Source organism: Bauldia litoralis (assembly GCF_900104485.1).
Classification (GTDB): Bacteria; Pseudomonadota; Alphaproteobacteria; order Rhizobiales; family Kaistiaceae; genus Bauldia; species Bauldia litoralis.
Genome location: NZ_FMXQ01000006.1, coordinates 283,464 through 297,827, shown reverse-complemented (window position 1 = coordinate 297,827; position 14,364 = coordinate 283,464). Strand labels below are relative to the sequence as shown.

At 67.3% G+C, this 14,364-nt stretch carries 12 protein-coding genes; 9 read left to right on the top strand and 3 right to left on the bottom strand.

Features of this window, described 5'->3' with window-relative positions:
* Positions 1–140: 140 nt before the first annotated feature.
* On the top strand, positions 141–1,100 hold the full coding sequence (locus BLT60_RS15650) for a PfkB family carbohydrate kinase (protein WP_090877626.1): 960 nt from the start codon (positions 141–143) through the stop codon (positions 1,098–1,100).
* A complete protein-coding gene (locus tag BLT60_RS15645; RefSeq protein WP_090877624.1) occupies positions 1,097–1,999 on the top strand; it encodes a pseudouridine-5'-phosphate glycosidase in 903 nt (300 codons plus the stop codon). Before BLT60_RS15650 ends, BLT60_RS15645 begins: the two co-directional genes overlap by 4 nt.
* A 6-nt stretch (positions 2,000–2,005) precedes the next feature.
* On the opposite strand, the gene BLT60_RS15640 is transcribed toward BLT60_RS15645, so the two are convergent.
* The gene (locus BLT60_RS15640) at positions 2,006–3,139 is read right to left on the bottom strand and encodes a sulfotransferase family protein (RefSeq protein ID WP_090877622.1); all 1,134 of its coding nucleotides are present in this window, start codon (positions 3,137–3,139) and stop codon (positions 2,006–2,008) included.
* Positions 3,140–3,699: 560 nt separating this feature from the next.
* Here BLT60_RS15640 and BLT60_RS15635 point away from each other — a divergent pair.
* On the top strand, positions 3,700–5,400 hold the full coding sequence (locus BLT60_RS15635) for a calcium-binding protein (protein WP_090877621.1): 1,701 nt from the start codon (positions 3,700–3,702) through the stop codon (positions 5,398–5,400).
* Positions 5,401–5,527: 127 nt separating this feature from the next.
* Here BLT60_RS15635 and cckA read toward each other — a convergent pair whose 3' ends face one another.
* The gene (gene cckA / locus BLT60_RS15630) at positions 5,528–8,086 is read right to left on the bottom strand and encodes a cell cycle histidine kinase CckA (RefSeq protein ID WP_090877619.1); all 2,559 of its coding nucleotides are present in this window, start codon (positions 8,084–8,086) and stop codon (positions 5,528–5,530) included.
* A 233-nt stretch (positions 8,087–8,319) separates the two neighbouring features.
* On the opposite strand from cckA, the gene BLT60_RS24600 reads away from it, so the two are divergent.
* The 6 genes from BLT60_RS24600 to BLT60_RS15600 all read left to right on the top strand — a co-directional run bounded on the left by BLT60_RS24600 (position 8,320) and on the right by BLT60_RS15600 (position 13,831).
* Positions 8,320–9,321 (top strand): flagellar biosynthetic protein FliO, encoded by a 1,002-nt coding sequence (locus BLT60_RS24600; RefSeq protein ID WP_210185626.1) that lies wholly within the window; start codon positions 8,320–8,322, stop codon positions 9,319–9,321.
* Between the two features lie 153 nt (positions 9,322–9,474).
* The gene (dksA, locus tag BLT60_RS15620) at positions 9,475–9,903 is read left to right on the top strand and encodes an RNA polymerase-binding protein DksA (RefSeq protein WP_090877617.1); all 429 of its coding nucleotides are present in this window, start codon (positions 9,475–9,477) and stop codon (positions 9,901–9,903) included.
* 179 nt (positions 9,904–10,082) lie between these two features.
* Positions 10,083–10,568: a BA14K family protein gene (locus BLT60_RS15615; RefSeq protein WP_090877615.1), complete on the top strand. Its 486-nt coding sequence runs from the start codon at positions 10,083–10,085 to the stop codon at positions 10,566–10,568.
* 141 nt (positions 10,569–10,709) lie between these two features.
* Complete coding sequence (locus tag BLT60_RS15610; RefSeq protein ID WP_090877614.1) at positions 10,710–11,255, top strand: SixA phosphatase family protein; 546 nt, start codon at positions 10,710–10,712, stop codon at positions 11,253–11,255.
* Positions 11,256–11,336: 81 nt separating this feature from the next.
* On the top strand, positions 11,337–12,788 hold the full coding sequence (locus tag BLT60_RS15605) for a YcjX family GTP-binding protein (protein WP_090877612.1): 1,452 nt from the start codon (positions 11,337–11,339) through the stop codon (positions 12,786–12,788).
* Positions 12,785–13,831, top strand: a complete 1,047-nt coding sequence (locus BLT60_RS15600; protein ID WP_090877610.1) for a YcjF family protein — start codon at positions 12,785–12,787, stop codon at positions 13,829–13,831. The genes BLT60_RS15605 and BLT60_RS15600 overlap by 4 nt, the downstream gene beginning before the upstream one ends.
* Positions 13,832–13,834: 3 nt before the next feature.
* Here BLT60_RS15600 and BLT60_RS15595 read toward each other — a convergent pair whose 3' ends face one another.
* The gene (locus tag BLT60_RS15595) at positions 13,835–14,338 is read right to left on the bottom strand and encodes a cupin domain-containing protein (RefSeq protein WP_090877833.1); all 504 of its coding nucleotides are present in this window, start codon (positions 14,336–14,338) and stop codon (positions 13,835–13,837) included.
* Positions 14,339–14,364 lie beyond the last annotated feature (26 nt).

Sequence of the window (14,364 nt, the reverse complement as noted above, 5' to 3'; positions counted from 1 at the left end):
ATTGCGGTACAAAACCCAGGCGCCGCCTGCCGGCACCAGCCCTCGGGCGCAACATTTCCCCGCCCGGCCCTGAACACCATTGCACGAAATTCCCGAGCGTCCGATGATCGGCCCCGGCGGATCTCGGAGCACCTGCAGGCATGACCAAGCGAATCGGCGAACGCGGCCCGATCACCATATTCGGCGGCGCGACGATCGACCATGTCGCCGCGACCAACGACACCCCGGTGATGGCGGCGTCGAACCCGGGGACGGCCCGGACCACGCCGGGCGGCGTCGCCTTCAATATCGCGGTGATCCTGGCCCGGCTCGGCCATCCGGTCCGGCTGGTGACCCGGGTCGGCGCCGACGCGGCCGGCGACACCGTCGTCGCGGCGATGCGCAATGCCGGTGTCGGGACCGGCCATGTCAGCGTCTCCACCGACGCGGCGACCGCGACCTATCTCGCCGCCCTCGACGACACGGGCGGGCTGATCATCGGCATTGCCGGCATGGGGATCTTCAACGAGATGACCCCGGCGGTCGTCGCGCCGGCAACGACCAACGCGCCCGAAGACGACTTCTGGGTAGTGGACGCCAACCTGCCGGAGGAGACGCTCGACTTCCTGGTCGGCCAGGCGCGGTCCTCTGGCCGGCGCATCGCGGCGCTCGCGGTCTCGCCGGCCAAGTGCGTAAGGCTCTCCCCCCTCCTCGACGACATCACCCTGCTGTTCGTCAATCGCCGGGAAGCGGCCGCCATGCTCGGCATCGGCTTCGACGAGGCCGGCGCGCCGGACCTGGCGCGGCGGCTCTCCGGCCCGGTCCACCCCGATGTCGTCGTCACCGACGCCGGCGCGCCGCTGGCCGTTGCCCATGCCGGCGAGTTGCGCTCCTTCCTGCCATTGCGCGCCGACATCCGCAGCGTCAACGGCGCCGGCGATGCGCTGGCCGCCGGGACCATCCACGGCCTGTCGATCGGGCGCGGCCCCTTCGAGGCGATCCTGCCGGGGCTTGCGGCGGCAGCCATTACCATGGAACACGACGGCACCATCCCGCCGGCGCTCAACGCCGACGCCCTTGCCGCCCGCACTGGCGGCGGCGCCCATACGGAGACTTCATGACCATCGACATCAGTGACGAAGTGCAGGCCGCCCTCGACGCGAGGAAACCGCTGGTCGCGCTGGAGACCACCATCGTCAGCCACGGCATGCCCTGGCCGCAGAATCTCGACACCGCGCTCGAGGTCGAGGAGATCGTCCGCGACGGCGGCGCGGTGCCGGCGGCGATCGCAGTGCTCGACGGCCGCATCCGGGTCGGGCTCGACCGGGCGTCGCTCGAACAGCTCGCCCACTCGAAGGAGACGTTGAAGCTGTCGCGCGCCGACCTCGCCTACGGGGTGAGTTCCGGCAAGCCCGGCGCGACGACGGTGGCGGCGACCATGATCGTCGCCGCAAGGGCCGGCATCCGGGTCTTCGCCACCGGCGGCATCGGCGGCGTCCATCGCGGCGCGGAGGAAAGCTTCGACATCTCCGCCGACCTCGGCGAGCTGGCCCGCACCGGCGTCATTGTCGTCGCCGCCGGCGCCAAGGCGCTGCTCGACATCCCGAAGACGCTGGAGGTGCTGGAAACGATGGGCGTGCCCGTCGTCTGCCATGGCACCGACGCCTTCCCGGCCTTCTGGTCGCGCGACAGCGGCCTCCGCGCCCCGATCCGCCTTGACGACGCCGCCGCCATCGCCGCCTTTGCCGATGCCCGCGACGCGCTGGCGCTGGGCGGCGGCATGCTGGTCGCCAACCCGGTGCCGGCCGCCGATGAAATCCCGGCCGAGGAGATGGCCACCCATATCGAAGCGGCCCATCGCGACAGCGTCGCCGACGGCATCACCGGCAAGGCGGTGACGCCGTACCTGCTCAACGCGATCCTCGAGCGGACCGACGGACGCAGCCTCGTCACCAATATCGCGCTGGTGAAGAACAATGCGCGGCTGGCGACCGAGATCGCCATCGCCCTGGCCGCCTGACCGGCGTCAGGCGTCGCGCGTCGCGTAGCCGAAGCGTTCGCGGTAGGGCCGCGAGCGCTCGCCGACCAGGCCGACATCGACAGGCTTCAGCCGGTTCTCGTTGCGCCGGTAGCCCTTGCGTTCGTCGAAATAGGCGGTGATGCCCGGTTCGGCCGGAGCGAAGTCACCAAGCTCGAGTTGCCCATAGATATCGCGAAGGCGCGCCAGCGGATCGGCGACCAGGTCCTCGAAGCGCATTTCGACCAGCCGGTTTGCCGGGATCAGCGACCGGTCCCGCTCATAGGTCTGGAAGAGCTGCTCGAACACGTCGAGCACATAGGCATTCAGCCATTCGTCATCCGCCGGGATCGGATTGTGCAACCCCTGGTTCGAGGCCAGCACCTTCAGGGTGCGAACATGCGAGGCGAAGATCTCGTACGGATCGCGGGCGGTGAAGACGAAGCGGGCGTCCGGAAACAGCTCGAGCAGCGTCGGAATGCGCGCCGCGTGATACGGCGACTTGAGGACCAGCCGCTTGTCGATGCTGAACTGGTACCGCTTGATCAGCGTCAGGTAGGACCGCTCCCAGGCGTCGCGATCGGCGTCCGACAGGCCGGCGAAATCGATGTAGCCCATGTTGGCCGGGCCATGCCGGGGAAAGGCCAGCGTCGCATAGGGCGTCTTCGCGCCGGAGTTGAGCAGCGCGAACTCCTCCTCCTGCGGCCGGTCGGGCCCGAAGGTCATGTTGTCGAAGGGCCGGGTCGCCGGCAGCATGTTGCGCGTCCAGCGGCCGACCAGCCCCTGGGTGAGCAGGAAGGAGCTTGGAAACATGCACTGGTAGGTGTTGGGCGCCGCCAGCCGTGGATCGCAATCCAGCAGTTCCTGCATCAGCGTCGTGCCGGTCCGCCAATGGCCGATGATGAAGACCGGCGGCGTCACCGCCGTCTCTCGGATCCGCCGCCCGTAGGCCGCCTGCGACACCTGGTGGAGCACCGAATTGACCGGCGTCACGGCGGTGACGGCGAGGATGCGTGGCAGGCAATTCAGCGTTACGTCGAAGCGTCCGGAGGCGAGCAGCTTCGCCCAGGTGCCGAACCGCATGCCGTACCAGACATACGGACTGGCGCCGCCGACGCGCTCGATCTTGAAGGGATTCCGCACCTGTTCCCGCCGGTCATTGCCAAGAGCTGGCCGACGATGCTGCGCCGGTCGGCCAGCCGGCCCATTGCTCGATCATGGCGCCGGACCATGGCACGACGGCGGCGTCGACACCACCCGGCCACGCCCCTCCTCCGCACCGGTCGGACCGGAGAGCATCCTTCTTCCGCAGGCTCTGTTAGGCCAAAGCCAAAGAACCAGAAGCCATCTCCCCGCCGGACAACAAATCCGCAATTTTATGCAAATTTTGTTCAACTACAAAAATTGCACTAAATTTTTGTGTAATAAATCAATGAGATACGTCGACACTTCGATGGCATGTCTTAATACTGAGTGGTGACGTGATTTTTTCAGGAAGAACTTTTAGCGCAAGCAGGTTGTGCCTGATCGAGCATCACGGCTTGGCAAACACACCGCCAGGCATCTTCCGGACCACATCTCACCAACGAATTGCGCGGCAGCACCCAGGCGTCGCTTCCATCGAGTCGTAACCGCTCACCCCCGGCCACCACCGGGCGGTGCGGCACCATACTCGCCAACCAGGAAACCGTCAGGACCGTCGCATGACCACTATATTCAAATGGGGGCCCGAGTTCACCGTCGCCTCCGAGGCCATCTACCCGTCCGTCACCGCCCTCGCCGACGGCCGCTTCATCGCCGTCGCGGCGGATAACGCCACGCAAGACGTCTATGGCCAGTTCTATAATGCCGACGGCACCGAAGACGGCGACCCCTTCCTTGTTCGCGATCTTTTCGACGATCCCGATTACTTCCTGCCTTACGCCAACGAGGTCACCGCCCTCGCCGACGGCGGTTTCCTGTATTCCATCCTCGAAGCCGCCCCGTTCGCCAACACCCGCACCCATATCTCGCAAGTGTTCGGTCCCGACGGCACGGCGGAGCCCGAATTCATCACCGGCGATGCCGGTAACGCCGCCTATGAGGCGGTCACCACCGAGCTCGCCGACGGCCGCTTCCTGAGCCTGTGGACCACCGACAGCGGCGGCCTGGACAGCGACGGTCACGGAATCTACGGCCGGTTCTTCAACCGCGATGGGACGCCGTCGGGCGATGCGTTTCTGGTCAACACGACGACCACCGACAATCAGGTTGGGCCGCAAGCCACGATTCTTGCCAACGGGGGCTTCGTCGTGATCTGGAACGACGGGAGCCAGAGCCCCGACGACCCCGACGGAAACACCACGGTTCGCGCACAGGTTTACGACCCCGATGGCAACGCGGTGGGCAACGAGTTCCTGGTGCCGACCGAGACGACGGGCAAGCAGGACGGGCCGGCGGTCGCCGCCCTGGCGAACGGCCGCTTCGTCATCACCTGGATCGACAACAGCGGACAGGCCCCGGACACCGACGGCAGTGCTATCCGCGCCCAGGTCTACAACGCCGACGGGACCCCGGTCGGCGGCGAATTCGTGGTGAACACCACGACGACGAACACCCAGGCCTGGCCGGATATCGCGGCATTGCCCGGCGGCGGCTTCGTCATCGTCTGGGGCGACTCGAGCCAGACCGGGCACGATACCGACGGCACGTCGATCCGCAGCCAGCAGTTCGACGGCGGCGGCAACCCGGTCGGTGGGGAATTCTCGGTCAACGCAACGACGGAAGGCTCGCAGACCAACCCCGAGCTGAAGGTGCTCACCGACGGCCGGTTTCTTGTTTCATATACCAGCGGGGGCGATGTTCTGGCCCAGATCTTCGATCCGCGCGACGAGGCGGTTTCGTTCTCCGGCTCGGGGCTCGACGACCAGTTCGTCGGCACGATCTTCGGCGACACGCTCCTCGGCCGCTCCGGCGACGACCTGCTGATCGGCGAGGCGGGCCGGGACATCGTCGTCGGCGGACGTGGCGAGGACCTGCTCCGCGGTGGCGCCGATAACGACACCATCGACGGCGGTCGCCACCGGGACGATCTGTTCGGAGGCGCCGGCGGCGACCTGTTCGTCTTCGATCACCTGAAGGATTCGCACAAGAAGACTGGCCGCGCCGACACCATCCACGACTTCAACAGCGCCGAGGGCGACATCATCGACCTGTCCGGCATCGACGCCAGAAAGGGCGGCCGCGACAACGACTTCAAGTTCATCGGCACCAGTAAATTCCACGACAAGAAAGGAGAGCTCCGCATCAAGGAGACGGCCGACAAGGTGATCGTCAAGGGCGACGTCAAGGGCAACGGCAAGGCCGACTTCTCGCTGGTGGTGAAGGACACCGACACCCTCTCCGTTGACGACTTCGTGCTCTGACGGGCCCGTTCCTACGCTGCCTTTTCAGTATCCCGGACGTTCTGGCGGCCGGGCAGCGGTCGAAGGCCGCCGGATGACCGGCTGCCCTCTTCGATGAAGCGATAGCCGTCGTGAAGCGCCATCGTGGTCACCGACCAAGCGTCTCCTTCACCGCGATGGCGAGTTCCTTCAGCGAGAAGGGCTTCGGCAGGAAGCGGAAGCTCTCGCCCTCGGGCAGGTTCTTCTTGAAGGCTTCCTCGGCGTAGCCGGAGACGAAGATGATCTTGAGTTCCGGCCGGGTCTTGCGGAGTTCGCGCAGCAGCGACGGCCCGTCGAGTTCCGGCATCACCACGTCGGAGACCACCAGGTCGATCTTGCCGCCCGCCTCCTCCATCACCTCCAGCGCCTCGACGCCGGACGCTGCCTCGTAGACCTGGTAGCCGCGCGAGGTCAGCGCCCGCGCCGCGAAGGCGCGCACCGCCTCCTCGTCCTCGACCAGCAGGATGTTGGCGGTGCCGGTCAGGTCGGCGATCTCGGCCTGAGGCTGGGCCGCCGCGGCCGGGACTTCGCCTTCCGCCGGGATATGCCGGGGGATGAAGATGCGGAAGGTCGTCCCCTTCCCTTCCTCGCTGTCGAGGAAGATATGGGCGCCGGTCTGCTTGACGATGCCATAGACGGTCGACAGCCCGAGCCCGGTCCCCTTGCCGACATCCTTGGTCGAGAAGAAGGGCTCAAAGATCCGCTCCTGGACCTCGATCGGCATGCCGGTGCCGGTATCCTCGGCCTCGAGCAGGACGTAATCGACCACCGGCAGCGGCCGGTAGGTGAAGCGGCTGACCTCGGCGGCCGGCAGGTTGCTCGTCCGGATGGTCATCGTCCCGCCGGAGGGCATGGCGTCGCGGCCGTTGACCGCCAGATTGACGATCACCTGTTCGAGCTGGTTGAGGTCCGCCTTGATCGGCCACAGGTCGCGGCCATGAACCACCTCGAGCTTGACGTTCTCGCCGAGCAGCCGGGTCAGCAGGATGGTGATGTCGGACAAGAGGTCGCTGAGCTGGACCACCTGCGGCCGCAGCGTCTGCCGGCGCGAGAACGCCAGCAACTGTCGCACCAGCCCGGCCGCCCGGTTGGCGTTCTGCTTGATGTTCATGATGTCCTGGAAGGACGGATCGCTCGGCCGGTGATTGGCGAGCAGAAGGTCCGAGAAGCCGATGATCGCGGTCAGGACGTTGTTGAAGTCATGGGCGATGCCGCCGGCCAGCTTGCCGACCGTCTCCATCTTCTGGCTCTGGGCGAATTGCTGCTCCAGAACTCGCTGCTGGGTGATGTCGATGGCGTTGACGATGATCGCCTCTTCGCCGTCGCCGCCATCCGCCACCGGATTGACGTAGAAGCGGGCGCCGCGCTCCCCCTCGCCGACGATGCTGGCGTCGATGCGCGGGATATCGGTGGCGCCGCTTTTCGCCGAGTCGAGCGCCGCCGCGATCATCGGCCGGTCGCTTTCGACCACCAGGTCGATCAGCTTCCGCTTCTTGGAGCCGCCGTCGTCGCCACCGCCGCCGAACAGCTTGAGGAACTCGGCGTTCCGACGGCCGATGAAGCCGTCGGGGTCGATCGCGGCAATGGCGATCGGCGCCGAATTGAAGAACCGCGCGAAGCGGACTTCCGATGCCCGCAGCGCTTCCGAGGCTTCGGATATCTCCTCGCCGGGGCTGCGGTTGAGCACGATGGTGCGGGTCGCGCCGGGGGCGCCGTCGGCCGTCACCGGCACCCGGTGCAACAGCCTGACCGGAAGGCTCCGTCCGTCCCGCTTGACCAGGTCGAGATCGATCACGTCGGTTCGGTCATGCCCGCGTTCCGTCAGGATGCCGGTCAGCAGCGCGATGTTGTCGCCCTTGACGATATCGGCCAGCGTCAGCGACCCGGCTTCGAAACGGGCGATGTCCATGCCCAGCCATTCGGCCAGCGTCGCGTTGATGTAGACGACCCGCCCGTCGGGCTCGGCGGAGAAAAATCCGGCCGGCGCATGGTCGAGATAGTCGATCGCATGCTGAAGTTCCTGGAAGATGGTCTCCTGCCGCGCCCGCTCGCTGGAGATGTCGGCCACGGCCCATGCAATCAGCGACTTCGCGCCGTTTTCCGGGGTCAACGGCCTTGCCTCGACCCGGTACCAGCGCGCCTCGCCGACTGTCGTGTCCCCGCCGGCGAGCGGTGCCGGCATGCGCACCTCCTCCTCGGCCGCGACGCCTTCGCGCAGTTTGCGCGTGATCCGGTGGATTGCCTCGGCCGACGAGGGATGGCCGGCGAAGACCCCGTCCACCGCGCGAACCTCCCGTGCGTCCATTACCCCGATCAGGTCGGCATAGGCGCGGTTGGCGTAGAGGATGCGGTTGGCCGGGTCGGTGATGACCACGCCCTCGTTCATCGAATCGAGGAAGTTGCGGGTGATGTCGACGCTCTGGCCGCGACCGCCGAAGCGGATCAGGCCGATCGCGCCGGCGAACATGCAGACCACGCCGATGACTGCGAGGACGCCGAGGATGCCGAGGACGAAGGGCTCCGCCCGCTGCCGCTCGATCAGCGCGAAGCCGACCGCCAGCCCGACAATGCCGAAAGCCAGGATGGTTAGCCGGCCGGCCGCATTGATGCCGCCGGACCGATCGATGACCGGATCAGGGCGAACGGTGTCTTTGGTCCGCTCGTTCATCCCGGATCGAATGTCCCTCTTCGTCAGCTTGAACCCCGCCCCGGTTCGGCCACAACTCGGTGAAAATTAGTTGGACCATGGGCAAAACCGCCCGCAGTCAGCGACGTCGGGTCTTGCATTGGCCGCCCCGCTTGAAAAGACTGCCATTTCCGATGATTCGCCAACGACGAATGTGCCGATCACGGCGGTAATGAGCAAGGTTAACCATCGTCGGAGGCGTCAGGGGGCGCGAAATGCGTGAGGCACTGGTTTCGATCTTCGGCGAAGACGGCGCGTTGGTAATCCAATACATCATCACCTTCGTCGTCATTCTGGCTCTCGCCGCGACGGCTGTCTGGCTGTATCGGCGCTTCAGCGGAGGCGCCGTCAATGTCGCGGGACGCGGCCGCCTGCCGCGTCTGGCGGTGATAGACGCGCTGACCGTCGACAAGCGCCGACGCCTGGTGCTCGTCCGCCGCGACAATGTCGAACATCTTCTTCTGATTGGCGGGCCGAGCGATATCGTCGTCGAGCCGGCGATCACCCGCACCCGTGTCGCGCAGCGTCCGGGCCAGGCCCCAGGCAGGCCGGCGGCGACCCAGCCAGCGGCCAACGCCCCGCAGCCGGCGCCTCCCCCGCCGCCCTCGCTCCAGCGCACCGCGGCCCAGGCGGCGCTGCGCGCCCGCGCCATACGGACCTCCGACCGCGCCGCGACACCCGGTCGCGAGGAGCCGATCCCCTTCCCGCCGCGTCGCCCGCAAACCCGGCAACCGGAACGTCTGCGACCGCACGAGGAACCGAAGGCCGTTGCCCCTGCGTCATCGCTTCGCCCCGCCGTCGAGCCGGAGCCGGAACCCGCCCCGCCACCTGCGCCGGCTCCAAAGCGAATCGCGGCTGCCGCGCCGCCCCCCGAACGGCCGCCGGTTGAAGCACGACGCAGCGATGCGCCGGGCTTGCCCGCCGTCCCGCCTTTCCTGACCGAAGGCCAGCCGGAGTCGATGGAAGAGGCGCCACTAATGCCCGCCGAGGTCGCGGAGGAGCCGCGCAAGAGCGCCTTCGCGCCACCCGGCGACGCCGATCATCCGGCTTCCCGGACGGATCGTCCGCAAGCTGAATCGCCTGCCCCGGCGGCCGAGGAACCGCGGCGACCGCCGCCCGTAGTGCCGGAGCGCGAGGACGACGAAGATACCGACACCGTCGGCAACCTCGAGAAGGACATGGCCCGCCTGCTCGGCCAGATTTCGACTGGCCGCTGACGCCGGTCTCTCGATAACCTGCCATTCTCACGCCTTTTTTGGTGTGAAAACGCCTCTTCCCGACGTCATTGAATCGTCGTCAACCAGTTGTTGTCGGCGTCAGGTGCCGTCGCTATATTCCGCCGCGCGACGCAGCCGATTCAGAGGTCCTTTATGCCGCAGTCAGCAGTTCGTACCAGAGCGCGGGATTACCGGCCGAGCGACGACGAACCGTTCATGAATGAACGCCAGCGGGAGTATTTCCGCGAGAAGCTGCTCGGCTGGAAGGAAGAAATTCGGAAGGAAGCCAAGGAGACGCTCGATTATCTCCAGGCCGAGAGCCAGAACCATCCGGATCTCGCCGATCGTGCTTCGTCGGAAACCGATCGCTCGATCGAACTCCGGGCCCGGGATCGCCAGCGCAAGCTTATCGCCAAGATCGACGCCGCCCTGCAGCGCATCGAGGACGGCACCTACGGCTACTGCGAGGAAACCGGCGAGCCGATTAGCCTGAAACGTCTGGACGCCAGGCCGATCGCGACCCTGTCGATCGAGGCGCAGGAGCGTCACGAGCGTCGTGAACGCGTCTACCGGGACGACTAGGCGCGTATCGGAGTTGGTCGCCGACCGGTCGTGGGAACCGGATGCCGGTGTGATCCGTTTCACTTGCCTTGGCGCAGCGTATGCGCCATCAATCGAGCCATGAGGGTGGCGTGATTATCCGACGTACCGAGGCTCGCGGGCCCGGTGGCGTCGTTATAAATACGCGAAGGAGCTAACGCATGAAGTCTCTCGTTTCAGCCATCGCCGTTGCCGCAGTCGTCGGCACCGGCTTCATGGGGTTGGGGGTCACCAGCGCCTCCGCGCAGAATTCACGGGCCTATTGCGAGCAGTATGCGCGCGACGTGTCACGCCAGGAGACCGGTGGCAACATCGTTGGCGGCGCAGCGGTCGGCGCCATCGGCGGCGCGGTTCTCGGCGGCATTCTCGGCGGCGGCAAGAAGGGTTCCGTCGGCACCGGCGCGGCGGTCGGCGCGCTTGGCGGTGGCGGTCTTGGTGCGGTGAACCGCAAGCGGGTCTTCGACCGGGCCTATGCCGAATGCATCAATCAGCCTCCGGCCTATGTCGCGCCGCAGCCGGCCTATGCGCCGCCGGTCGGTTCGTACGAATGGCAGGTGGCCTGCTCGCGAAAGTACAAGTCCTTCAATCCGAGCACCGGCTATTACAAGGGTTACGACGGCGCGTTCCATCTCTGCCGCATTCCGTAGTCCCGGCTGATCAGGCTTTGAGTAATGCAAACGCGCTCGCCTCCACGGCGGGCGCGTTTGTCGTTCCAGACCGTCGCGCCTAGACTGGTGCGATGAACACTGAATGCGGCCCTCGCGGTCTTTGATACGGGAGGTTTCGCGATGTTGCAGCTCTTGCTCCTGCGCCATGCCAAGTCCGAATGGGACAAACCGGGCATCCGCGATATCGACCGACCCCTGGCGCCGCGCGGCCAGCGCGCCGCGGCCGACATGGCCCGGGCGATCTTGAACGCCGGCTTGCTGCCCGATCGCGTCCTCTGCTCACCGGCCACCCGGACGAGGGAAACCCTGGCGGCGCTTCGCCCCTATCTGGGCAAGGAGAACGAGGTGATCTTCGTCGACGGCCTCTATGAATCCAGTCCGCGCGATTATCTTCGGGCGATAGCCCAACTCGGCGGCGACGCGGATACGCTGATGGTCATCGGCCACAACCCGGCCACCCAAGGCACGGCAATGGCGCTGGCAGGGGCCGGCGAGCCCGCCGTTCTGGCCGATATCGCCGCCGGATATCCCACCGGCGCGCTGACCGTCATTGCCTTCGACCGGGAAGACTGGATGGACATCACCGCACGGGGCGGCCGGGTAACCGGCTTCATCAAGCCCCGCGACCTCGAAGGCGAGGCCTCCGGGGAAAACCGTCAGGATTGAACGTAAACCCGCTTGGGCCTTTCGGCTTGACTGGTCAGTGCATACATCAAGGTGACAAGCCGGCTGCCGGGAGCGCAATATTTGCCACTGACGACGATCACCGACGAAACCCGGCTCGCCCTTGCCACCCTCGCGGATCGCACCATCGGCATCACGTCGCCGTCCATTCGGCTCGGCGTGACCGGGCTGGCGCGCGCCGGCAAGACAGTTTTCATCTCCGCCCTCGTTCACAATCTCGTGCACGGCGGACGGCTGCCGCTGTTTCGGGCCTATTCCGGCGGTCGCGTCCTCGGCGCCCGGCTGGAGCCGCAGCCCGACGACGCCGTGCCGCGCTTCGACTATGAGAGCCATGTCGCCGCGCTGGTCGACGAGCGGATATGGCCCGACTCGACCCGCCAGATCAGCGAATTGCGGCTGACCATCCAGTACGAATCGGCGTCGCTCTTCTCCCGGACGCTTGGCCGCGGCCGGATGCATGTCGATATCGTCGACTATCCCGGCGAATGGCTCCTCGACCTGCCCCTCCTGTCGAAGGACTTCGCCACCTGGTCCCGCGAAGCGCTCGATTTTGCCCGCACACCGGAGCGCCGCGCCACCGCCGCGGCCTGGCTCGCAGCGCTTGAGGCCGTCGACCCCAAGGCGCCGGAAGACGAGACCCAGGCGCGGAACCTCGCCCGGACCTTCACCGAGTATCTGCGCGCCACCCGCGCCGAAAGCGGCAGCCTGTCGACCCTGCCGCCGGGCCGCTTCCTGATGCCGGGCGACCTCGACGGATCGCCGGCGCTGACCTTCTCGCCGCTCGACCTTGCCGATGACGACATTCCGGCTGGCTCGGTCGCGGCGATGATGGCGCGGCGCTACGAGAGCTACAAGACGGCGGTGATCCGCCCCTTCTTCCGCGATCATTTTGCCCGCCTCGACCGCCAGATCGTGCTGATCGATGCGCTGGAGGCGCTGAGCGCCGGATCGACAGCCGTCGCCGGTCTCGAAACCGCGCTGGCCGAAATCCTCGCCGCCTTCCGGCTCGGTCGCGCCAACTGGCTGAGCGCCCTGGTGTCGCGCCGCATCGACCGCATCCTCTTCGCCGCCACCAAGGCCGACCACCTCCACCACGGCGATCACGACCGGCTTGAAGCGATCCTGTCGCGGATCGTCGGTCGCGCCATCGACCGGGCCCGCTTCGCCGGCGCGACCGTCGATGTCATCGCGCTGGCCTCGGTCCGCGCCACCCGCGAAGGCACCGTCACCGACCGCGGTCAGCGCCTGCCGACGATCATCGGCACGCCCCTGCCGGGCGAAACCGTCAACGGTCGCGTCTTCGACGGCAGCACCGAAATCGCGATGTTTCCCGGTGACTTGCCGGACGATCCGGAATCGGTCTTCGAAGATGGCGAGCACCTCTCCATGCCGCTGCAATATGTCCGCTTCCGGCCGCCAAGGCTCGAACGGACGGCCGAGGGGCTGACGCTTTCGCTGCCGCATATCCGGCTCGACCGGGCCCTGGAATTCCTGATCGGAGACCGTCTCGGATGAGCAGGGAGAGAAGACCGCCGACCGCATTCGACCTCGGCGACCTGAATGTCGTCGAGGCCGACTACGTCCCCGGCATCGGCGCCCAGCCGGTGCTGGCGCCGGACAGCGACCCGTTTGTCGAGGATCCCGAGATCGAGAGCGTCGAGGCGGCCCTGCCGCGCCGCGGCATCCGCTGGTCGCGCTGGTTCTTCGCTGCCCTCGGCGGGCTGGTCACCCTCGGCATCGGCCTGGCGATCGACACGCTGATTCGCGACCTCTTCGCCCGCTACGACGCCCTCGGCTGGGTCGCCGTCGCGCTCGCCGCGCTGGCCGCGCTGGCCCTGCTGGCGCTCGCCGCCCGCGAGGTCGCCGCCCTGTTGCGCATCCGCAAGGTGGCGCAGATTCATGCCCGCGCCGTGGAGGCCGTCGCCACCGACGACCGGACCGCCGCCCGCACGCTGTCGCGCGAGCTGATCCGCCTCTATGACGGCCGCCCGGAGACCGCCCGCGGCCGCGGCGCGCTCGCCCGTCACATCGAGGAGATCATCGACGGCCGCGACCTCATCGGCCTCGCCGAAACCGAACTGATGCTGCCCTTCGACGACGCAGCCCGAAAGCTCGTCATGGCGTCAGCCAGGCGTGTCGCGCTGGTCACCGCGATCTCGCCCCGGGCGCTGGTCGACGTCATCTTCGTTGCCGCCCAGATCCTGCGGCTGATCCGCCAGTTGGCCTCGCTCTATGACGGGCGGCCGGGCACCTTCGGCTTCCTCAAGCTGGCGCGGGCAGCCATCGCCCACCTCGCGGTCACCGGCGGCATGGCGGCCGGCGATTCGCTCGTCCAGCAGATCCTCGGCCACGGCATCGCGGCGAAACTCTCCGCCCGGCTCGGCGAGGGCGTCGTCAACGGCCTCCTGACCGCCCGGGTCGGCATCGCGGCGATCGAGGTCTGCCGCCCCCTGCCCTTCGTCAACGCCCGGCCGCCGCGCCTCGCCGACGTCATGGCCGAACTGCGCACCCTCGGCGGCACCGGCCGGAAAGCCGCGCCTGCCGCCGAAGAAAAATAGCGGTCAGCCGCCCCAGTAGCTGCTCATCGGCCCGCCCTGGCCGCCGACCGGATCGGCGTCCGGCATGGCGACGGCCGCGATCCGGCGGCGAATCCCGGCCGCGTCCTCCGCCCCCTCGCGCATCAGGTCGGCCCACTGGCCGCCGGGATAGGCGCCGATGACCAGCAGGTCTGGCGTGGCGGACAGTCGTTTATGGCCGACCCCGGCCGGGATCAGCACCGCATCGCCGGCTTTCACGGAGAGCGTCTCGCCCTGCTCGCCGCCGAATCGCACCTCCGCCTCGCCGGCCGCGATGCCGAGGACCTCGTGGGCGGTCGAGTGGTAGTGGTGGAAGGGGAAGATGCCGTTTCGCCAGCTGCCGCCCCAGCCGTTCGCGTCGAACAGCGCCTCGAATGCCGCGGCCGCATCCCCGCCCCCGGCGTCGATCGCACCGGCATAGACGATCAACGGCAGGCTGTTGTTGGGCACATCGCCGTCATCGGCGAACGAAAAAGATTGTGTATCCATCATAATACCCGCTCTACGGAAAGATC

What these genes read in the sequence shown, in the direction of transcription:
- BLT60_RS15595 (WP_090877833.1), bottom strand. Translation starts at nt 14,338, where the DNA reads ATGGATACACAATCTTTTTCGTTCGCCGATGACGGCGATGTGCCCAAC.
- BLT60_RS24600 (WP_210185626.1), top strand. Translation starts at nt 8,320, where the DNA reads ATGCGTGAGGCACTGGTTTCGATCTTCGGCGAAGACGGCGCGTTGGTA.
- BLT60_RS15610 (WP_090877614.1), top strand. Translation starts at nt 10,710, where the DNA reads ATGTTGCAGCTCTTGCTCCTGCGCCATGCCAAGTCCGAATGGGACAAA.
- cckA (WP_090877619.1), bottom strand. Translation starts at nt 8,086, where the DNA reads ATGAACGAGCGGACCAAAGACACCGTTCGCCCTGATCCGGTCATCGAT.
- BLT60_RS15635 (WP_090877621.1), top strand. Translation starts at nt 3,700, where the DNA reads ATGACCACTATATTCAAATGGGGGCCCGAGTTCACCGTCGCCTCCGAG.
- BLT60_RS15615 (WP_090877615.1), top strand. Translation starts at nt 10,083, where the DNA reads ATGAAGTCTCTCGTTTCAGCCATCGCCGTTGCCGCAGTCGTCGGCACC.
- BLT60_RS15650 (WP_090877626.1), top strand. Translation starts at nt 141, where the DNA reads ATGACCAAGCGAATCGGCGAACGCGGCCCGATCACCATATTCGGCGGC.
- BLT60_RS15645 (WP_090877624.1), top strand. Translation starts at nt 1,097, where the DNA reads ATGACCATCGACATCAGTGACGAAGTGCAGGCCGCCCTCGACGCGAGG.
- dksA (WP_090877617.1), top strand. Translation starts at nt 9,475, where the DNA reads ATGCCGCAGTCAGCAGTTCGTACCAGAGCGCGGGATTACCGGCCGAGC.
- BLT60_RS15600 (WP_090877610.1), top strand. Translation starts at nt 12,785, where the DNA reads ATGAGCAGGGAGAGAAGACCGCCGACCGCATTCGACCTCGGCGACCTG.